The organism is Streptomyces sp. NPDC017529 (assembly GCF_044329785.1).
Classification (GTDB): Bacteria; Actinomycetota; Actinomycetes; order Streptomycetales; family Streptomycetaceae; genus Streptomyces.
In genome coordinates this window covers 543,537-563,215 of sequence record NZ_JBIRJY010000002.1, presented here as the reverse complement: position 1 = coordinate 563,215, position 19,679 = coordinate 543,537, and the positions used below count along the sequence as shown (strand labels likewise).

Annotated in this window: 18 protein-coding genes; 7 read left to right on the top strand and 11 right to left on the bottom strand. The window is 72.6% G+C overall.

Annotated elements, in window-relative coordinates:
- Positions 1–37: 37 nt before the first annotated feature.
- The 6 genes from ACH4K4_RS06265 to pdhA all read right to left on the bottom strand — a co-directional run bounded on the left by ACH4K4_RS06265 (position 38) and on the right by pdhA (position 8,107).
- On the bottom strand, positions 38–1,183 hold the full coding sequence (locus tag ACH4K4_RS06265; RefSeq protein WP_398165165.1) for a potassium channel family protein: 1,146 nt from the start codon (positions 1,181–1,183) through the stop codon (positions 38–40).
- On the bottom strand, positions 1,180–3,234 hold the full coding sequence (locus ACH4K4_RS06260; RefSeq protein ID WP_398165164.1) for a molybdopterin-binding protein: 2,055 nt from the start codon (positions 3,232–3,234) through the stop codon (positions 1,180–1,182). Before ACH4K4_RS06260 ends, ACH4K4_RS06265 begins: the two co-directional genes overlap by 4 nt.
- Positions 3,231–4,271, bottom strand: coding sequence for a DUF6457 domain-containing protein (locus tag ACH4K4_RS06255; protein WP_398165163.1), 1,041 nt, complete (start codon positions 4,269–4,271; stop codon positions 3,231–3,233). The genes ACH4K4_RS06260 and ACH4K4_RS06255 overlap by 4 nt, the downstream gene beginning before the upstream one ends.
- Before the next feature lie 91 nt (positions 4,272–4,362).
- Positions 4,363–5,877, bottom strand: a complete 1,515-nt coding sequence (locus tag ACH4K4_RS06250) for a dihydrolipoamide acetyltransferase family protein (RefSeq protein WP_398165161.1) — start codon at positions 5,875–5,877, stop codon at positions 4,363–4,365.
- Positions 5,877–6,911, bottom strand: a complete 1,035-nt coding sequence (locus ACH4K4_RS06245) for an alpha-ketoacid dehydrogenase subunit beta (protein ID WP_398165159.1) — start codon at positions 6,909–6,911, stop codon at positions 5,877–5,879. The genes ACH4K4_RS06250 and ACH4K4_RS06245 overlap by 1 nt, the downstream gene beginning before the upstream one ends.
- On the bottom strand, positions 6,908–8,107 hold the full coding sequence (gene pdhA, locus ACH4K4_RS06240) for a pyruvate dehydrogenase (acetyl-transferring) E1 component subunit alpha (protein ID WP_398165158.1): 1,200 nt from the start codon (positions 8,105–8,107) through the stop codon (positions 6,908–6,910). Before pdhA ends, ACH4K4_RS06245 begins: the two co-directional genes overlap by 4 nt.
- A gap of 229 nt (positions 8,108–8,336) precedes the next feature.
- Between pdhA and ACH4K4_RS06235 the strand changes: the two genes are divergently transcribed.
- The gene (locus ACH4K4_RS06235) at positions 8,337–8,828 is read left to right on the top strand and encodes an Lrp/AsnC family transcriptional regulator (RefSeq protein WP_398165157.1); all 492 of its coding nucleotides are present in this window, start codon (positions 8,337–8,339) and stop codon (positions 8,826–8,828) included.
- A gap of 52 nt (positions 8,829–8,880) precedes the next feature.
- Here the strand turns inward: ACH4K4_RS06235 and ACH4K4_RS06230 are convergent, their stop codons facing one another.
- The gene (locus ACH4K4_RS06230) at positions 8,881–9,468 is read right to left on the bottom strand and encodes a TetR/AcrR family transcriptional regulator (protein WP_398165156.1); all 588 of its coding nucleotides are present in this window, start codon (positions 9,466–9,468) and stop codon (positions 8,881–8,883) included.
- An 11-nt stretch (positions 9,469–9,479) separates the two neighbouring features.
- The gene (locus tag ACH4K4_RS06225) at positions 9,480–10,991 is read right to left on the bottom strand and encodes a 3-hydroxyacyl-CoA dehydrogenase (RefSeq protein WP_398165154.1); all 1,512 of its coding nucleotides are present in this window, start codon (positions 10,989–10,991) and stop codon (positions 9,480–9,482) included.
- Positions 10,992–11,133: 142 nt separating this feature from the next.
- Between ACH4K4_RS06225 and paaN the strand changes: the two genes are divergently transcribed.
- A complete protein-coding gene (gene paaN, locus ACH4K4_RS06220; protein WP_398165153.1) occupies positions 11,134–12,843 on the top strand; it encodes a phenylacetic acid degradation protein PaaN in 1,710 nt (569 codons plus the stop codon).
- Positions 12,844–12,854: 11 nt separating this feature from the next.
- On the opposite strand, the gene ACH4K4_RS06215 is transcribed toward paaN, so the two are convergent.
- From ACH4K4_RS06215 to ACH4K4_RS06205, 3 genes are read right to left on the bottom strand one after another with little or no spacing between them, the layout of a single operon-like run.
- Positions 12,855–13,673 (bottom strand): TrmH family RNA methyltransferase, encoded by an 819-nt coding sequence (locus ACH4K4_RS06215; protein ID WP_398165152.1) that lies wholly within the window; start codon positions 13,671–13,673, stop codon positions 12,855–12,857.
- A 12-nt stretch (positions 13,674–13,685) separates the two neighbouring features.
- Positions 13,686–15,122 (bottom strand): HTTM domain-containing protein, encoded by a 1,437-nt coding sequence (locus ACH4K4_RS06210; RefSeq protein WP_398165151.1) that lies wholly within the window; start codon positions 15,120–15,122, stop codon positions 13,686–13,688.
- A complete protein-coding gene (locus tag ACH4K4_RS06205; RefSeq protein ID WP_398165150.1) occupies positions 15,119–15,787 on the bottom strand; it encodes a DUF5819 family protein in 669 nt (222 codons plus the stop codon). The genes ACH4K4_RS06210 and ACH4K4_RS06205 overlap by 4 nt, the downstream gene beginning before the upstream one ends.
- Positions 15,788–15,954: 167 nt before the next feature.
- Between ACH4K4_RS06205 and paaA the strand changes: the two genes are divergently transcribed.
- Genes paaA through ACH4K4_RS06180 form a run of 5 tightly spaced genes read left to right on the top strand, consistent with a single transcriptional unit; the run spans position 15,955 to position 19,604 of the window.
- Positions 15,955–16,914, top strand: a complete 960-nt coding sequence (gene paaA / locus ACH4K4_RS06200) for a 1,2-phenylacetyl-CoA epoxidase subunit PaaA (protein ID WP_398165149.1) — start codon at positions 15,955–15,957, stop codon at positions 16,912–16,914.
- Positions 16,911–17,279 (top strand): 1,2-phenylacetyl-CoA epoxidase subunit PaaB, encoded by a 369-nt coding sequence (paaB, locus tag ACH4K4_RS06195; RefSeq protein WP_398165147.1) that lies wholly within the window; start codon positions 16,911–16,913, stop codon positions 17,277–17,279. The genes paaA and paaB overlap by 4 nt, the downstream gene beginning before the upstream one ends.
- Complete coding sequence (gene paaC, locus ACH4K4_RS06190) at positions 17,276–18,004, top strand: 1,2-phenylacetyl-CoA epoxidase subunit PaaC (RefSeq protein ID WP_398165146.1); 729 nt, start codon at positions 17,276–17,278, stop codon at positions 18,002–18,004. Before paaB ends, paaC begins: the two co-directional genes overlap by 4 nt.
- A complete protein-coding gene (gene paaD / locus ACH4K4_RS06185; protein ID WP_398165144.1) occupies positions 17,998–18,492 on the top strand; it encodes a 1,2-phenylacetyl-CoA epoxidase subunit PaaD in 495 nt (164 codons plus the stop codon). Before paaC ends, paaD begins: the two co-directional genes overlap by 7 nt.
- Positions 18,492–19,604 (top strand): 2Fe-2S iron-sulfur cluster-binding protein, encoded by a 1,113-nt coding sequence (locus ACH4K4_RS06180; RefSeq protein WP_398165142.1) that lies wholly within the window; start codon positions 18,492–18,494, stop codon positions 19,602–19,604. The genes paaD and ACH4K4_RS06180 overlap by 1 nt, the downstream gene beginning before the upstream one ends.
- Positions 19,605–19,679 lie beyond the last annotated feature (75 nt).

Below are 19,679 nucleotides of genomic sequence, written 5' to 3'. Positions count from 1 at the left end.
ACGCTCGGCCGGCGGGGGCGCCTGCGGTCACCGGCCGTCAGTCGTCGCGGCGGGCGGGTGCCATGGGAGAGACCCCCGTGCCCGGGATCATCGGCTTCGAGCCGGGCTTGGCCGGCCCGTCCGGCTCGTCCACGGGGGCCGCCCTGACGATGGTGATCACCCGGTCGGCGGCCTGCAACGGGCTGGCCGCCGGATCGTCGTACCCGAGGAGCCGGTGGCCGCGCAGCACCGAGACGATCAGGTCGTCGGTCTCCCGTACCGACTTGCCGACCTCGGCCTTCACCACCGGTCGCTCGATCAGGTCCAGGCCGCTGCCCTGCTGGATGAGGTCCTCCAGGACCGTGCCGGCGCTGGGGCTGTGCACCGACAGGCCGAGCAGGCGGCCGGCGGCGCTGGCCGAGGTGATGACCATGTCGGCGCCGGACTGGCGCAGCAACGGCGCGTTCTCCTCCTCCCGCACCGCCGCGACGATGTTCGCCTTCTTGTTGAGCTGGCGGGCGGTGAGCGAGACGAGCACGGCGGTGTCGTCGCGCTGGGTGGCGATGACGACCTGGCGGGCGCGCTGGATCTCGGCGCGCACCAGGACGTCGCTGCGGGTGGCGTCGCCGACCACGCCGGCGAAGCCCTCGGCGACCGCGGCGTCGATGACCTTGGGGCTCGGGTCGACGATGACGATGCGGTCGCGGGTCAGTCCGGTCGCACGCAGGGTCTGGGCCGCGGACCGGCCCTTGGTGCCGAAGCCGACGATGACGGTGTGGTCGCGCAAGGCGTTTCTCCAGCGGTTCAGTTGCCACTGCTCGCGGGTGCGCTCGGTGAGGACTTCGAGAGTGGTCCCGACCAGAATGATCAGGAAGAGGACTCGGAGGGGGGTGATGAGCAGGATGTTCAGCAGCCGCGCGCCGTCCCCGTACGGGACGATGTCGCCGTAGCCGGTGGTGGAGAGCGTGACGGTGGCGTAGTAGACGCAGTCGAGGAAGTCGACGGAGCCGTTGGCGTTGTCGTGGTACTCGTCGCGGTCCACCCAGACGATGGCCACCGTCGCGACGAGCACGAGCAGCGCCATCAGCAGGCGGCGCGCGACCTGGCGCAGCGGCGCCAGGGGGGTGCGGCGGGGCAGCACGACGCGGTGGCCGCGGTCCTCGGGGAGTTCGCGGGCCGCGGCGTCGTGGGTGGGGAGCTTCACGCGGCGCCTCCGCCGGTCGGGTACGGGCCTGGGGCGGGGGGCGGGCCCGAGGTCGGGCCGGGGGCCGGGGCTGGGGCTGGGGCTGGGGCTGGGGCTGGGGCTGGTGAAACGTTCGAGCGGGTGTCCGGCACTTCGGCCGTCCAGCCCGCCGACCAGTCGGTGGACCAGGGCAGTTCGAGCAGTTCGACGTACTCGCCGCGCGCAGCGCCGCCCGGCGGTACGACGGCCAGCGCGTCGGCGGCCGCGATGCCGCGCAGCATGGCCGGCCCGCTGAAGCGCAGCGGTACGACCGCCACGCTGTCCCCCTCGCCGTCCGGTTCGTCCCGGTAGGCGACCGGCACGAGCCGGGTGTCGTGCGGATGCCCGGGCACGGCGGCGGTCACCGGCACCCGGCAGGAGGCCGCCCCGCGCCGGGCGGCGAGCGTGCGCAGCACCGGCTCCGCGAGGGTGAGCAGGCCCGACACGGCGGCGAGCGGGTTGCCGGGGAGGCCGACGAAGAGCTGCGCGCAGGGGCGGGTAAGGGGTTCGGCGGTACGGGGGAGTGGCGGGTCGGTACGGGGGATGGGCTCGGCGGTACGGGGGGTGGGTTCGGCGGTACGGGGGAGGCGCGCGAGGAGCATGGGGTGGCCGGGGCGCACCGCCACGCCGTCCACCAGAATCTCCGCGCCCAGCCGTCGCAGCGTGGGATGCACATGGTCGACGGGCCCGGCGGCCGTACCGCCGGTGGTGATCACCAGGTCCGCCGTCGAGTCCGCGATGGCGTCGTACAACGTGTCGGCGTCGTCCGCGAGATGGCGCGGCGGCCCGGCTTCCGCTCCCAGGGCGCGCAGCCAGGGGGCGAGCATCGGACCGAGCGCGTCCCGGATCAGCCCGTCGGCGGGCAGCCCGGACCGCAGCAACTCGTCGCCCAGCACGAACACTTCGACGCGCGGCCTGGCGTACACGGCCAGCTCGTCGTACCCGGCGGCCGCGGCCAGGCCGAGCACGGCCGGCGTCACCAGGGCGCCCGCGGGGAGGAGTGGCTCGCCGCGGCGGCACTCCTGGCCACGTGGCCGGATGTCCTGGCCGGGGGGCGCGGGCGCCGGCGCGTACAACTGTGCGCCTCCGTCGAGGCGCTCGCGCACCTCGCCGTGCTCGCTCCGCAGCACCGCCGTGGCGCCCGGCGGGATGCGGGCGCCGGTGGCGATCGGCACCGCGTCGCCGTCCGCAAGCGCCTCGGACCTCTCGTGACCTGCGAGGATGCCGATTTCCTGGACATCCTCGCCAGGGCCGTTCCCACGCGCGGGCAGGTGCCAGGGCCCTGGCCCGGCGACGGCCCAGCCGTCCATCGCGGAGGTGTCGAAGGACGGCAGGTCGGTCAGCGCGGTCAGCGGCTCGGCGAGGGTGCGCCCGAGAGCGGCGCTGCCGAGCGGGCAGACGGCCGGGGCGAGGGGCCCTTCCGGAGCGCGGGCGGCGACGGCACGGGCCGTACGCCACGCGGTCGGCGCGGGGCGCCCGTGGTGGGTGCGGCGGGTGGGGGAGCTGGTGGGTGCGTCGGGGGCGGGTGACGGCTCGTGTGGTTCGTGTGGCTGGGGAGGCGGGGCGGGGGTGGTATCCCAGGGCGTGTACGGGCCGAGGCGCGCGTCGTCGTCCAGACCTGTACCGCCGGTTTTGCGGCTGGACTTCGTACCGGGCTTTTTGCCGGGCTCCGTGTCGGGTCGCGTGTCGGGCTTTTGACTGGGCTTCTCGCTGGGCTTCTCACTGGGCTTGCGGTCCCCGGCGGTTTCCGAGGCGGGCTGCCGGCCGGGCTCCCGAGTGGGGTTCGGACCGGCTTCTCGGCCCGGTGGCCGCTGATCGTCGCCGAAGATCCAGGCGTAGCTGTCCTCGAAGACGGGCGCGTACGTGTCGGAGGCCGTGCCGTGACCGTCGTCGGGCGCGGGGATACGGCTGCCACCGGCAGGCGGCGCGTGACCGTGATCTTGCCCGTGATCTCGGCCGCGTTCGCGCCCCGGCAGCTCGATGGGGCCGCCGTTGGCCAGCGCCAGCGCGTCGTCGAACTCCCCGTCCGTCATTCCGCCGGCCGCGCTTTCGGCTTGGCCTCGGGCGCCGCCTCCGGCGTGGCGTCGGTGTTCTCGGCGGACTCGGCGGCCCAGCGGTTGGCCAGCGCGGCCACCTTGCCCGCCAGCACGGACACGTCCCGGCCCTGCTGGGCGGCGGCGTAGCCGACCAGGAAGGTCGTCAGCGGCGCCGCCGGCCGGGTCACGCCGTGCGCCGCGTCACGCGCGAGATCGAGGAGTGCCGCCGTGTCGACATCGAGTTCGATGCCCAGCTCGGCCTTGGCTGCGGTGATCCATTCGTCCAACACGTTCCCATGCTCCCTGATACGGGCGCGTGCCGCTTCGATGTCCTCCCAGGTGTCGCAGTCGAACGATGCCGTGGCCGTCGGGTCGGCCACCCGACGGAGGGTCAGCCGGTCCAGCAGCGCACGCAGCGGAAGCCCGGCCGTCGCTCCGCGCTCGGCCCGTACCGCCGCCATCGCCCGCCGCAACGGTTCCGCCCGGTAGGCGGCGACCAACGGCTGGTCCCGGCCCTCCGCGTCCCGCAGGAGCGCGCCGTCCACCCGCGCGGCGTTCACCTGCGCGCCGTCCGACCGCGCGGTGTCGTGGCACCCGCCCGAGGCGCTGCCCGTAGCGGCCCCCAGCAGGGCCCCTACCGTCGCTCGTGTCAGGAACGGCAGGTCGGCGGAGAGGACGAGCACGACCGGAGCCGTGGTGTGCCGCAGCCCGGCGTCCAGCGCCGCCAGCGGCCCGCCACCGGGAGGCTCCTCGCGGACGTGGACGACCGGACGCGCGGTGGGGCGCGACGGGCCGACGACCACGGTGTGCGCCGCGTCCGGGCAGGCGTCGAGCACCCGGTCCAGCAGCGAACGGCCGCCTACGGACAGCGCCGGCTTGTCCGCCCCGCCGAGCCGCCGGGCGGCACCCCCGGCCGGCACGATGACGTCGTACGCGGCGGCACCCCGACCGCAGTCGTCGCGCGGAGCCTGACTGGTAGCCGGAGGGTGGTCGGTGGCTGGGGGGTGGTCGGTGGCTGGAGGGTCGTCGGTCACCCGACGAGTATCGCCGGTGCCACTCCGGCCGACGGGGCGGGCCCGCCCCGCCGAGCACCGGCCCGGCACCCCTCCTGTCCCCGCCCCCGGCTCACACCGTGCGCAGCAACACCGCGGGCCGTTCCACGCAGTCCGCCACGTACCGCAGAAACCCGCCCGCCGTGCCCCCGTCGCAGACCCGGTGGTCGAAGGTGAGCGACAGCTGCACGACCTGGCGTACGGCCAACTCCCCCTCGTGCACCCACGGCTTGGCCGTTATTCGGCCCACGCCGAGCATCGCGGCCTCGGGGTGGTTGATGATCGGCGTGGAGCCGTCGACGCCGAAGACGCCGTAGTTGTTGAGCGTGAAGGTGCCGTGCGTCAGCTCGCCGAGGGTGAGCGCCCCGTCCCGTGCGGCCTCGGTCAGCCGCGCCATCTCTGCGGACAGCCCTTCGGCCGTACGGCGGTGCGCGTCCCGTACGACCGGGACCACCAGGCCCCGGTCGGTCTGCGCCGCGAAGCCCAGATGCACGGCGGGCAGCCGTACGATCTCGTTGGCTTCCAGGTCGACGGTGGCGTTGAGCTGGGGGTACCGCGCCAGCGCCGCCGTGCAGACCCGGGCCAGCAGCGCGAGCAGCGACACCTTGGCACCACCGGCCGCGTTCATCTCGCGGCGCGCGACGAGCAGTTCGGTCGCGTCGGCGTCCACCCAGCACGTCGCGTCGGGGATCTCCTGGCGGCTGCGCCGGAACTTCTCGGCCGCGGCGCCCCGCATCCCCCGCAGCGGTATCCGCTCGGCCTCCTCGGGCAGGCCACCGTACGCTCCGGACCCGACCTCTGCGGCGGTTCGGTGGCCTGCGGCGGTTCGGTGCCCTGTAGCGGTTCCGGTACCCCTAGCGGTTCCGGCCTCGGCGATGGCGCCAACACCAGCAGTCCCAGCCGCCCCACCGACACCAGCGGCCTCGTCCTTCGCTGCCGTACCCCGCAGGCGCACCGCCCGTTCGACATCGGTCCGCAGGATCAGCCCCTCCGGGCCGGTCCCCCGTATCTCTCGCAGATCCAGGCCGTGTTCCCGCGCCAGCCGCCGTACCAGCGGCGAGATGACCGGCACCGGGCCGTCCTGCCGTGCCTCCGGTCCCTGCTCCCGCCCCCGCTCCCCCTCTCGCACAGCCTTCCCACTCGGCCTCTCCTTCCCCCGCTCCGGGCCCGCCGCCCCCGCGTCGCCACCGGTCCGCGCATCGCCACCGGCCCCCGGGCGGACCCGCCGCCGGCGCGCCGCCGCCGCGCTCGTCCCGTACCCGACCAGGACGTTCCCCGACTCCTCGGCCGCTTCCCCGTCGTCCTTCCCGCCGCCTTCGGCGCCCGAAGCCGCCTCCGCGCCGGTGCCGACCGCCACCGTCAGCAGGGGCGAGCCGACCGGCAGCTCCGAGCCCTCGTCGCCGAACCGCGCGGTGACCACGCCTCCGTACGGACACGGCACGTCCACCAGCGCCTTGGCGGTCTCCACCTCGACCACCGGCTGGTCCACGGCCACCACCTCGCCGACCTCGACCAGCCACCGCACCACCGTCGCCTCGGTGAGGCCCTCCCCGAGGTCGGGCAGCGTGAACTCACGGACCACGGCCATCAGTCACCGCTCCCCTCGGTCCAGTCCGACTCCCACTGAAGCCGGCCCACGGTGTCCAGGATCCGGTCGACGCCCGGCAGGTGGTGGCGTTCCAGCATCGGCGGCGGGTACGGGATGTCGAAGCCGGCGACGCGCAGCACCGGCGCCTCCAAGTGGTGGAAGCAACGCTCCGTGACCCGGGCGGCTATCTCGCCGCCGGGGCCGCCGAAGCCGCCGGCCTCGTGCACGACGACCGCGCGCCCCGTACGCCGTACCGAAGCGCAGACCGTGGCGTCGTCGAAGGGCAGCAGCGAGCGCAGGTCCACGACTTCCAGGTCCCAGCCCTCCGCCGTGGCCGCTTCGGCGGCCTCCATACAGACCGGCAGCGACGGCCCGTACGTGATGAGCGTGGCGCCGGTGCCCGGTCGCCGGATCTCCGCCCGGCCCAGCGGGGCGACGGGCTCCGGCTCGTCCGGCGACCAGTCGGCGCGCGACCAGTAGAGCCGCTTCGGCTCCAGGAAGACCACCGGGTCGTCGGAGGCGATCGCGGCCCGCAGCAGCCCGTACGCGTCGGCGACCGTCGCCGGGGTGACGACCTTCAGGCCGGGGGTGGCCAGGTAGTACGCCTCGGAGGAGTCGCTGTGGTGCTCCACGCCGCCGATTCCGCCGCCGTAGGGGACGCGGATGGTCAGGGGCAGCGGCATGGCGCCCCGGGTGCGGTTGCGCATCCGCGACACATGGCTGATCAGCTGCTCGAAGCCGGGGTAGGCGAAGGCGTCGAACTGCATCTCCACCACGGGCCGCAGCCCGTACATGGCCATGCCGACCGCCGTACCGAGAATGCCCGCCTCGGCGAGCGGGGTGTCACCGCAGCGCTCGTCACCGAACTCCTTGGCCAGCCCGTCGGTGACCCGGAAGACGCCGCCCAGCTCCCCCACGTCCTCGCCCATCACATGGACGGCCGGGTCGTCGGCCATCGCGTCGCGCAGTGCCCGGTTCAGGGCCTGCGCCATGCTGACGGGCTTGCGCCCCGCGGCCACCGCGGTCGGTGTCATGGCCGTTCCTCCCCTGTCACGTTCTCGTGCGCCGCACGGCCGCCTGAGCCGTCGGTCCCCTCGGCCTCGGCCTCCAGTTCGGCCCGCAACTGCGCCGCCTGCTCCGCCAACTGGCTGGTGGGCTCGGCGTAGACATGCGCGAACAGGTCCATCGGGTCCAGGGCGGGGTCCTGGTTCATCCGCTCCCTGAGGTCGGCCGCCAGCTCCTCGGCGCCGTCCCGTACCCGCTGTACGAGGTCGTCACAGAGCAGGCCGCGCTCCGCCAACTCGTGCTCCACCAGGGCTATCGGGTCGTGCCCGCGCCACTGCTCGACCTCGGCGTCGGCGCGGTAGCGGGTGGCGTCGTCGGCGTTGGTGTGCGCCTCGATGCGGTACGTGATCGCCTCGACGAGCGTCGGCCCGCCGCCCCTTCGCGCGCGCTCCACCGCCTCGGTGAGCACCTCGTGCAGGGCGGGCGCGTCGTTGCCGTCCACGAGGCGGCCCGGCATGCCGTACCCGACCGCCTTGTGGGCGAGGGACGGCGCGGCCGTCTGCTTGGCCAGCGGCACGGAGATCGCGAAGCCGTTGTTCTGCACGAGGAAGACGACCGGGGCCTGCCACACCGCGGCGAAGTTCAGCGCCTCGTGGAAGTCGCCCTCACTGGTGCCGCCGTCGCCGACCAGGGCGAGCGCGACCACGTCGTCGCCCTTCAGGCGGGCGGCGTGCGCGAGGCCCACCGCGTGCGGCAGTTGGGTGGCCAGCGGGGTGCACAGCGGCGCGATGCGGTGCTCGCGCGGGTCGTATCCCGTGTGCCAGTCGCCCCTGAGGAGGGTCAGGGCCTGTACCGGGTCGAGGCCGCGGGCCACCGCTGCGAGGGTGTCGCGGTAGCTGGGGAAGAGCCAGTCCTGTTCCTTCAGCGCCAGCGCGGCGGCGACCTGGCACGCTTCCTGGCCCGTGGAGGACGGGTAGACCGCCAGCCTGCCCTGCCGGGTCAGGGCCGTCGCCTGCGCGTTGTAACGGCGGCCGCGCACCAGGTGTTCGTACAGGCCGGTCAGCAGCTCGGCCCCTGGGCGGCCGGCGGCGTCCGTACCCAGCAGGCGGTACGGCTCCGCGTCGGGAAGGAGGGGCGCGGGGTCGACGCGGGGCCGCCAGGCCGGCGGCGGTGCGGGCCGGTGGCTCTCGCTCCTGCTGCTTCCGCGCTGCTCTAGAACCGTCATGACGAGCACCTCCTTGGAGTCGGAATCGGAGGCGCCGAACGCCTCGCTGAGGACGGTGATGGACGACGGGCGGGTAGGGATGCGGGTGGGACGGGCGGGCGTCCGCCCTTCCCTACCGATTGTTCGGTCGCCGGCACATTTTGGCTACAGGCGGGCTCAGCCTGTGGACAATCGGTTCTCCACAGCCTGAGATGAGAACAGTGCGTCCATGAAGGGGAGGCGAGGCGGTATGCCGGACGAACAGATGGCCACGAGCGGAGGGCACCGTCCCGCTCGCCCCTTGGACACCATCGACCGCGCGATCCTGAGCATGCTCCAGGCCGACGGGCGGGCCTCGATACGCTCCGTCGCCGAGCGGGTACACGTCTCGCGCGCCAACGCCTACGCCCGCATCAACCGTTTGATCGACGACGGGGTGATCCGGGGCTTCAGCGCCCGTATCGACCAGGAGCGGGCCGGCCAGGGCGCGTCCGCCTACGTCACGCTGAAGATCGTCCAAAACTCCTGGCGGACGGTACGCGCCCAGCTCACCGCGCTTCCGGGGGCGTCCCACATCGCACTGGTCAGCGGCGATTTCGACGTACTGCTGCTGGTGCACACCAAGGACAACCACGAGCTGCGGGAGCTGGTCCTCACCCGCATCCAGTCGATCCCGGAGGTGCTCAGCACCCGCACCCTGCTGGTTTTCGAGGAAACCGACCTGGGGGCCGAGCAGGGATAGGGCCTGGCCAGGCCCGCCGCCGTGCGGGCCGGTACGCGGAAGCGGGGCGGCGCTACGTCCGCAGCCCCGCGAGAGCCGTTCGCACCACGGCGTCCGCGACCTCTTCACGGCTGGCCGAGCCGCCCCGGCCCGGCCGGTACCACTCCACGATCGAGTTGATCATCCCGAAGAGCAGCCGGGTCGCCAGCCGGACGTCCACGTCCGGGCGCAGGTCGCCGTCGGCAGCGGCCTGTTTGAGCAGTTCGGTGACCTCGCCGTCGAACTCCCGCCGGCGCTCCATGGCCCAGCGCTCCGTGTCCGTGTTGCCGCGCACCCGCAGCAGCAGCGTCACGTACGGCAGCTCGTCCATCAGCACTTCGGTCTCGCGCCTGGTCACGTACTCCAGGCGGTCGATGGCCCGGCCCGTGAGCGCGGCGGGCTCCTGGAGCACCCCGAAGAGGCCGTCCAGCGCCCGGCTTATGGCACGGTGCAGCAGCTCTTCCTTGCTGCGCACGTGGTGGTAGATCGAGGACTTGGAGATGCCGGCCGCCCGGGAGAGGTGCTCCATGGAGGTGCCGTCGTAACCGCGCTCGTTGAACACCTCGACGGCGACCGCGAGCAGCGAATCGGGCGTATAGGTGTCACGCTTGGCCATGGTCATGATTAGAGCATCTAGTAAGGCGACTTCAAACTGCGCCGCAGGGCCCAGGACGGTCCGTAGCGCCCGGACGCGTACTGGTGGTGCATGGTGTCCAGCAGGTCCCACACCCAGTGGTTCCCTGCCTTCTCCGCCCACTCCGAGGGGCCGCCGGGGTAGTTCACGCCCAGCCGCATGGCCGTGTCGATGTCCCCGCGGCTCGCGACCCCGCGGGCCTCGGCGTCCGCGGCGAAGTCCACGATCATCGCGACCGTACGGGCGACGATCATGCCCGGTACGTCCTCGATGACGCTGACTTTCTTGCCGAGCGCCTGGAAGAGGCCCACCGCCTCCCGTACGTCCTCGGGGGACGCCTCGGCGCCGGGCGCGAGGGCGATCCGGGTGGCGCTCCGGTAGTCCAGCGCCAGGTCGAACCGGATCATCGGGCCGCACACGTCGCCGGTGGCGGGGCAGCCGTCGGTCAGGGCCAGCCGCGCACCGCCCGGCAGCCGGACGTACCCCGTGCTCTCCGACGGCGTGCGGTCCCGGGTGACCTTGATCCCGGCCTCGTCGATCAGCTCCGGCAGGACGGCGGACGGCCCGGCGAGCTTCGCGTGCACCGCGACCGCCGCGGGCGCCGGGCACGGCTCGGCGGTGTGCGGGAGCTGCTCGGCGGCGCCCTCGGCGTAGTCGTACCAGCCCCGCCCCGACTTGCGGCCCAGCAGGCCGGACGCCACGAGGTTCCGCTGGGCGAGGGAGGGGGTGAACTTCGGGTCCTGGAAGAAGCCCTCCCACACCGAGCGCGTGACCGCCTCGTTCACGTCCTGGCCGATGAGGTCCATCAGCTCGAACGGGCCCATACGGAAGCCGCAGGACTCGCGCAGTACCGCGTCGATGGTGGCGGGGTCGGCGGCCCGCTCCTCGTACAGGCGCAGGGCCTCCGCGTAGAAGGGGCGGGCGATGCGGTTGACGATGAAGCCCGGTGTGTCGGCGCTGCGTACGGGGGACTTGCCCCAGGCCGCGGCCGTCTCGTACGCGGTCGTGGCCGCCGCCGGGTCCGTCCTGAATCCGCTGACGACCTCGACGAGGGGCAGAAGCGGCGCCGGGTTGAAGAAGTGCAGGCCGACGAAGCGGCCGGGAAGGCGCAGCGCGCCCGCGACGGCGGTCACGGACAGGGACGAGGTGTTGGTGGCCAGCAGGCAGCCCGCGCCGACCACGTCCTCCAGGGCCGCGAACAGCTCCTGTTTGGCGCCGAGTTCCTCCACGATGGCCTCGACGACGAGTGCGGCGTCGGCGAGTTCGCTCAGCGCGGTGGCGGGGGTGAGGCGCGCACGGGCCGCGTCGCGTACGGCGGGCTCCATCCGCCCCTTCTCCACCAGGCGGTCCAGGCGCCGCCCGACCGCCGAGGCGGCCTCCAGGGCACGGCCCGGCACCGCGTCGTAGAGAAGCACCGGATGGCCCGCGACCAGCGCGACCTGCGCGATTCCCTGGCCCATGGTGCCCGTGCCGACGACGGCGACGGTGCGGCCCGCTTCGATGGCTGTCATGACGGCTCATCCTCCCCGACAGAGTTGTCCACAGGTTCGCCGGACCCCCTTGCCCCGACCGATCGTTCGGTTACTCTAGCCCCGTCGCCCAAATTGCTCCCAGCCCCTGCCCCAGCCCCGCTCGACGAGGAGTTGGTCTTCGATGGCCGTCGAACTGACCTCAGCGCAGTTGCTCGAAAAGCACCGCCCGACGCTCGACCAGGCGCTGGAGGCGATCCGTACCCGCGCGTACTGGTCCCCGCACCCCGAGCACCCGAAGGCCTACGGGGAGAACGCCGCGGCGGACGGCCAGGCCGCCTTCGAGGCGCTCCGCGGCAAGCGGTTCGAGCTGGACCAGCCCGGCACCGACGACTGGGCGGGCGGGGAAGTGTCCCCGTACGGCATCGGGTTGAACATCGCTTACCCGCACCCGGACGCGGACGTGCTGCTCCCCGCGATGCGCGCGGCGATGCCCGCGTGGCGCGACGCCGGGCCGCAGACCCGGGCACTGGTGTGCCTGGAGATCCTGTCGCGCATCAGCGCGCGTACCCACGAGTTCGCGCAGGCCGTGATGCACACCAGCGGCCAGGCGTTCATGATGGCGTTCCAGGCGGGCGGGCCGCACGCACAGGACCGCGGCCTGGAGGCCGTCGCGTATGCCTACGCTGAGCAGGTCCGCACCCCGGACCAGGCCGCGTGGTCCAAGCCGCAGGGCAAGCGCGACCCGCTGGAGCTGGCCAAGTCCTTCACGCCCGTGCCCCGCGGCATCGCCCTGCTGGTCGGCTGCAACACCTTCCCGACGTGGAACGGCTACCCGGGCCTGTTCGCCTCCCTGGCCACCGGTAACCCCGTCCTGGTCAAGCCGCACCCGCGGGCCGTGCTGCCGCTCGCGCTCACCGTCCGGGTGGCGCGCGAGGTGCTGGCCGAGGCCGGGTTCTCCCCCGACCTGGTGGCCCTGGCCGTCGACCGGCCCGGCGAGGGCCTGGCCAAGACCCTCGCGGTGCGCCCCGAGGTCCGCATCATCGACTACACGGGTTCCACGGAGTTCGGCGACTGGCTGGAGGCCAACGCGCCCCAGGCGGCCGTCTACACGGAGAAGGCCGGCGTCAACACGGTCGTCATCGACTCGACGGACGACTACAAGGGCATGCTCGGCAACCTCGCCTTCTCGCTGTCCCTGTACAGCGGCCAGATGTGCACCACCCCGCAGAACCTGCTCATCCCCCGCGACGGCATCACCACGGACGCGGGACCGAAGTCGTACGACGAGGTCGTCGGCGACCTCGCCGGCGCGGTGAACAAGCTGCTGGGCGACGACGCGCGGGCCAACGCCCTGCTGGGCGCGATCGTCAACCCGCAGGTCAAGGAGCGGATCGAGGCCGCGTCGGGGCTGGGCGAGGTGGCCCTGCCGTCCCGCGAGGTGGCCAACCCCGAATTCCCTGACGCCACGGTCCGTACGCCCGTGATGGTCAAGATGGACGGCGCGCGCAAGCTCTGGGAGGGCGCGGGCGCCGACGCCGCCTACCTGTCGGAGTGCTTCGGCCCGGTCTCCTTCGCGGTGGCCGTCGACTCCGCAGCGGACGCGGTGGACCTGCTGCGGCACACGGTCCGCGGCAAGGGCGCGATGACGGTCGGCGCGTACACCACCTCCGAGGAGGTGGAGAAGCTGGTGGAAGAGGCGTGCCTTGAGGAGTGCGCGCAGCTCTCCCTCAACCTGACCGGCGGGGTGTACGTGAACCAGACCGCCGCTTTCTCCGACTTCCACGGCTCGGGCGGCAACCCGGCGGCGAACGCGGCGTTGTGCGACGGCGCGTTCGTGGCCAACCGGTTCCGGACGGTGGAGGTGCGCAGGCCAGCTCAAGAGAAGGCCTGACCGGACGCTTCCTAGAGGAGCACCGGCCCGGTCGCCCCGGTCATGCCGCCCGGGGCGGCCGGGGCCGCCGTGGTGCGCGACATCCAGTGGAAGAGGCCCATGGCGACGCTCGTGGCCAGGTTGAAGCTGGACACCCGCGCCTGCATCGGCACCGCGACCAGCGCGGACGCCCGTTCCCGCAGCTCGTCCGAGATCCCCTGGCGCTCGGACCCGAAGGCCAGGACCGCGTCGTCGGGAAAGGTCACGGAGCGGATGTCCACGCCCTCCGGATCGAGCGCGTAGACCGGCCCCGGCGGCAGCTCGGGCAGCGTCAGGCGCTCCACGGCGCTCGCGAAGTGCAGGCCCGCGCTGCCGCGTACCGCGTTGGGGTGCCAGGGGTCGAGCGAGCCGGTGGTGACGACTCCGGTCGCGCCGAAGCCGGCCGCCAGGCGGACGACCGCTCCGATGTTGCCCAGGTTGCGCGGGTTCTCCAGGAGGACGACGGGGGCGGGGCGCGGCGTCTCGCGGAGCCTGGCCAGGTTCGCCGCGGCGTCGGGGCGCAGGGCGAGGGCCGCGACGCCCGTGGGGTGGACCTTCGGCACCAGCGTGCGCAGGGTCGCGGCGGGCACCTGCTCGGCCAGCGTGTCGAGCGTGCCGGTGAGGTCCCCGGCCAGCTCGTCGGCGAGCGCCAGCAGGGCGGCTTTGTCGCTGGTCAGCACGTGCCGTACGGCGCCGTGGAAGCGCAGCGCGTGCTTCAGGGCGTGGAAGCCGTCCAGAAGGACCGCGGCCGGGTCCCCGGCGCTCGCACGCCAGCGCCGTACCGGATCGTCCGCGGTCCCGTTCTCGATCATTTCCCCACTATCTCAACTGTCCGACGGGCGGACACCCGCCGCCTGCCCGGCACCGCCCGGCCCGGCAGGCGCCGGCACCGTGGGCGCTGATGCCGCGCCGCCCGTACGCCGGGGGAGTACCCGGTCGCGTACGGCGGAGACCCGGGCGCCCAGCCAGACCAGGAAGACGGTCGGCAGGAAGACCGCGTCCGCCGTGATCATCGCGAGTGAGAAGAACGGCAGGCCCAGCAGGAACGCGATCGACAGGTGCTCCGTGATCATCACGACCAGCAGGACGTTCTTCAGACGGCGGTTGAAGAGCGTGAAGGGGAAGGCGACCTGCACGATCACGGTGCCGTAGGTGATCAGCATGATCATCAGGCCGTTGTCCGCGAGCACCCTGGACAGGTCGGGCCAGGGCGAGAAGTAGTCCAGGTGCATCGGGTAGTAGACCGCGGTGCCGTCCTGCCAGCGCGAACCCTGGATCTTGTACCAGCCGGCGGTGGCGTAGATCAGGCAGACCTCGACGACGATGACCAGCAGGGCGCCGTTGTGCACCAGCTTGGTGATCATGTCGAGCACGGTGCGCGGCTCGCCCGGCGCGTACCGCCGGACCGCCCACCAGAGGCCGTGGGCGAGCCACAGGGCCCACAGGGCCAGGCCCCAGCCCACGTGGGGGACGGGCCCGGGGCCGAACCAGGAGAGGCTGGACAGGCCCAGGGACTGGGCGACCAGGAGGGCGAGACCGAGGACCGCCCAGAGGACGATGCCGGTCGCGTCGCGCTCGGGCAGGGCGGTCGCACCGGTGCGCGCACGCTTCGCCGCACGGCGGGCGTCCAGCGACCACACCTGTGCACAGCGGGTCAGCACCAGGTACATCGCCATCAGGTGGATGACGTTGTCGCCGCCGTCCCCGACGAAGATGCTGCGGTTCTGCAGCGAGAGCACGCCCACCATGAACAGCACCGACATGGTGCGGGTGCGCCAGCCGACCAGCAGCAGCGCGCTCGTGACGATGGCGAGGGCGTAGACGAGTTCGAACCAGCCGCGGCTGTCGGACCAGGTCAGGACCGAGAAGGCGCCGTTGTCGCCGAGCAGCCGGCGCGCCATGTCCCCGCTCCAGGGGCCGGTGGGGCCGTAGAGCTCCTGCCGGTGCGGCCACTCCCGCAACAGGAAGAACAGCCAGGTGGCGGCGAACCCGATGCGGAGCACGGCGGACTGGTACGGGGCGAGGGCGCTGCCGGTGACGCGGGCGAAGGCGCGGCCGAAGGCCCGCTCTATCCGTGTCTCCCCGGTGGCCCGCTGCTTCGGGGGCTGCCCGGCGGGCGCGACCACGGTGGGCCACGCGGTGGGGGCGCCGGACTCCGCGGCCGCGGCCGTTCCGGTTCCCGAGGTCGTTTCCGCTGCCGTTTGCGGCACCGTTTCCGACGCCGCTTCGGACGTCTGCGGAGGCACCCTGTGCGCTGTCACTGGATCGTCGCTCCTTCGGGCAGGTCGCCTGCGGTGACCGGCCACCAGGGCAGCTCGCGGTACCTGGGCTTGTCGCTGATCTTCTCCGTGCCCCACGGCGGCGGACTGACGGCCGTCGTCATCGAGCGGACCTGCATCTGCTCGACCGTGCCACGCGCCGCCCACTGCGCGCTCATGCGCTGCATGACGATCCGCCGCAGGTACTGCTCGGACAGCTCGCCGCGCATGCCGCCGCCGCGGTTCTGCGCGTCGTGGGTGCTGAGGAAGAACTCCCAGGCGCGGCGGAGTTCGTTCTGCTGGGTGTGGCTGGGCATGGGATTGTGCAGCAGGGCCTGGCCGTCGGCGGCGGTCAGGTCGCTCCATCCGGTGGTCACCGGGTCGCCGGACCGGGTACGCAGCTGGGCGCGCACCTGCACCGCGATGTTCTGCTGCAACGGGTTGGGCGCGAACAGCTTCCAGTTCTGTTCGTACTCCGGGAAGACGTAGTCGTTGACCAGCGGGCCGTGCTGCTTGCTGAGCGTGTTCGGCGGGGCGACGTGCAGGAACATCATCGCCAAGTGGATCGCGACGGCCAGCGCCACCGCGCCTGCCGCCACGGTCGTCACGATGCGTGACGGCAGCGAGAGCGCGGCTGGTGGCCGCGATTCGTCCCCGTTTACCTGCATTCTTGCCCCGTTCCCAGATCCCGTGCGGCTTTTCACCGCCCGGGAACCGTACCTAGGCGGCCCCACCCGGCACACCCTCCCCTGAGTTATCCACAGGCTTGACACCCCGCACGCCCGGCCACACCATTGAACCGAACGATCGGTCGGTCGGGAGGCTGGGGGATCACATGACGACGATTGCGCCGGGCAGGGAGTCCCAAGCGGACTGGCAGGCGGACTTCGACGCGGCCGTCGCCGCGGACGAGCGCATCGAACCGCGCGACTGGATGCCGGACGCCTACCGCTCGTCCCTCGTGCGCCAGATAGCGCAGCACGCCCACTCCGAGATCATCGGCATGCAGCCGGAGGCGAACTGGATCACCCGCGCGCCGTCGCTGCGCCGCAAGGCGATCCTGATGGCCAAGGTGCAGGACGAGGCCGGACACGGCCTGTATCTGTACAGCGCGGCGGAGACCCTCGGCGCGAGCCGCGACGAGCTGCTGGACAAACTGCACTCCGGCCGCCAGAAGTACTCCTCCATCTTCAACTACCCGACGCTGACCTGGGCCGATGTCGGAGCCATCGGCTGGCTGGTGGACGGCGCCGCGATCACCAACCAAGTCCCCCTGTGCCGCTGTTCGTACGGGCCTTACGCCCGCGCCATGGTCCGGGTCTGCAAGGAGGAGTCCTTCCACCAGCGCCAGGGGTACGAACTCCTGCTGGCCCTGAGCCGCGGCACGGAAGCGCAGCACGCCATGGCGCAGGACGCGGTCGACCGGTGGTGGTGGCCGTCGCTGATGATGTTCGGCCCGCCCGACGACGAGTCGGCGCACTCCGCGCAGTCCATGGCCTGGAAGATCAAGCGGCACTCCAACGACGAGCTGCGCCAGCGCTTCGTGGACATCTGCGTGCCCCAGGCCGAGACGCTCGGCCTCACGCTCCCCGACCCGGACCTGTCGTGGAACGAGCAGCGCGGCCACTGGGACTTCGGCCCCATCGACTGGAACGAGTTCCGCGAGGTGCTCAAGGGCAACGGGCCCTGCAACGAACAGCGGATCACCCAGCGGCGCCGGGCCCACGAGGACGGCGCCTGGGTGCGGGACGCCGCCGCCGCGTACGCGGCCAAGCACGGGGAGGGAAACCGATGAGCACGACCGGTCCGGAGGGACAGGCCGGCACGGAAGCCGGCAAGGACGGCCGGGCAGGCGCCCCGGCAGGGGCTTCGGCGGGCCCCACCGACTGGCCGCTGTGGGAGGTCTTCGTGCGCAGCCGGCGCGGCCTGTCGCACACCCACGCCGGCAGCCTCCATGCCCCGGACGCCACCATGGCCCTGCGCAACGCCCGCGACCTGTACACCCGCCGTTCCGAAGGCATCTCGGTCTGGGTGGTGCCCTCCGCCGCGATCTCCGCCTCCTCCCCCGACGAGAAAGACTCGTTCTTCGAACCGGCCGCCGACAAGCCCTACCGCCACCCGACCTTCTACGAGATCCCGGACGGGGTGCAGCACCTGTGAAGCCCGTACGGACCGCAGCGGACACGGCCCCGGCGCTGGCCCTCGGGGACGACGCCCTCGTCCTCTCCCACCGGCTGGGTGAGTGGGCGGGACACGCCCCCGTCCTGGAAGAGGAGGTGGCCCTCGCCAACATCGCGCTGGATCTCCTCGGCCAGGCCCGCGTCCTGCTCTCGCTCGCCGGCGACGAGGACGACCTGGCGTATCTGCGCGAAGAGCGCTCCTTTCGAAACCTCCAGCTCGTCGAGCAGCCCAACGGCGACTTCGCCCACACCATCGCCCGTCAGCTGTACTTCTCCACGTACCAAGAACTCCTGTACGGACAACTGTCCGCGGGCGACGGCCCCTTGGTTCCGCTGGCGGCCAAGGCGGTCAAGGAAGTCGCCTACCACCGGGACCACGCCGAGCAGTGGACCCTGCGCCTGGGAGACGGCACCGAGCAGAGCCACGAACGCATGCAGCGCGGCCTGGACACGCTGTGGCGCTTCACCGGCGAGCTCTTCGAGCCCGTACCGGGACTGGACCTGGACCTGACCGCCCTGCACGACGACTGGTCCACGCGCGTCGAAACCATCCTGGCGCGTGCCACCCTCTCCGTCCCCCAAGGCCCGCAGCGTGGCGCCTGGACCGCGGGCGCCGGGCGCCAGGGGCTGCACACCGAGCCGTTCGGCCGCATGCTCGCCGAGATGCAGCACCTGCACCGAAGCCACCCGGGGGCGACATGGTGACCACCACCCTCGAAGAACGGCTGCGCGAACTGGCCGGCTCCGTACCCGACCCGGAGCTGCCGGTCGTGACCCTCGCCGAACTGGGCGTCCTGCGCGGACTGCGGATGACGGGCCCCGGGCAGGTGGAGGTGGACCTCACGCCGACCTACACGGGCTGCCCCGCCATCGAGGCCATGTCCGCCGACATAGAGCGCGTCCTCCAGGAGAACGGCATACCGCGGGTAGCGGTCCGCACGGTCCTCAGCCCGCCCTGGACGACCGACGCGATCACAGCCGAGGGCCGCCGGAAGCTGGCCGAGTTCGGCATCGCCCCGCCCCGCCCCACCGGCCCAGGCGGCGGCCCCGTGCCGGTCGACCTGGCCATCCGCTGCCCGCACTGCGGATCGACCGAGACCACTCTGCTCAGCCGGTTCTCCTCCACCGCCTGCAAGGCGCTGCGCCGCTGCGAGACCTGCCGTGAACCGTTCGACCACTTCAAGGAGTTGTGATGTTCCACCCGCTCCGGGTCGCGGAGATCGAACGGCTCACGGACGACGCGGTGGCCGTGACCTTCCGGGTGCCGCCCGAGCTGCGCGAGACCTTCCGGCACGTCCCCGGCCAGCACATAGCGGTGCGCCGGACGGTGGAAGGGAAGGAGATCCGCCGTACGTACTCGATCTGCACCCCGGCTTCGGACGAGCCCACGCTGCGGGTGGGCATCCGGCTGGTCGAGGACGGCGCGTTCTCGACGTACGCGCTCAAGGAGCTGTCCGCAGGCGACACGGTCGAGGTCATGGCGCCGGCCGGCCGGTTCGTGCTGGAGCCCCGGCCCGGCCGGTTCGTGGGGATCGTCGGCGGCAGCGGCATCACACCGGTGCTGTCCATCGTCTCGACGCTGCTGGCCCGGCAGCCTGACGCCCGCTTCTGTCTGGTCCGCAGCGACCGCACGGCGGCTTCGACGATGTTCCTGGAAGAAGTGGCCGACCTCAAGGACCGCTTCCCCGACCGCTTCCAGCTCGTCTCCGCCCTCTCCCGCGAGGAGCAGCAGTCGGGCCTGCCGTCAGGCCGCCTCGACGAGGCGCGGCTGCGGGAGCTGCTGCCCGCCCTGCTGCCCGTGGGAGCCGTCGACGGCTGGTACCTGTGCGGCCCCTACGGCCTCGTACAGGCAGCGGAACGGGCCCTGCGCGGGCTCGACGTCCCCCGCAACCGTATCCACGAAGAGATATTCCACGTAGCGGACGATGTAGCCGAACCCGCCGCCATCGAGCCCGCCACCACCGAGTCCGCCCCCACCGGGAACGCGGCCTCCTCCCTCGGCGCCACCCCAGCCCTCCGCACGCCCGCGCACAGCACCGTGACCGCGACCCTGGACGGCCGCGCGGGCAGCTGGCCGGTGCGGGACGGTGAATCGCTGCTGGAGACGGTGCTGCGCAACCGCGCGGACGCCCCGTACGCCTGTAAGGGAGGCGTGTGCGGCACCTGTCGCGCGTTCCTCGTATCGGGCGAGATACGGATGGACCGCAACTATGCGTTGGAGGCCGAGGAAGTCGAGTCGGGCTATGTGCTGGCCTGCCAATCGCATCCCGTGACGGAAAAGGTGGAGCTGGACTTCGACCGCTGACCCCATTCACAATTCCTGCAACCTGTTCTACCTTGACGCCTCGTCAGGTCTTGGGCGTGAGGCACGCGGGAGGAC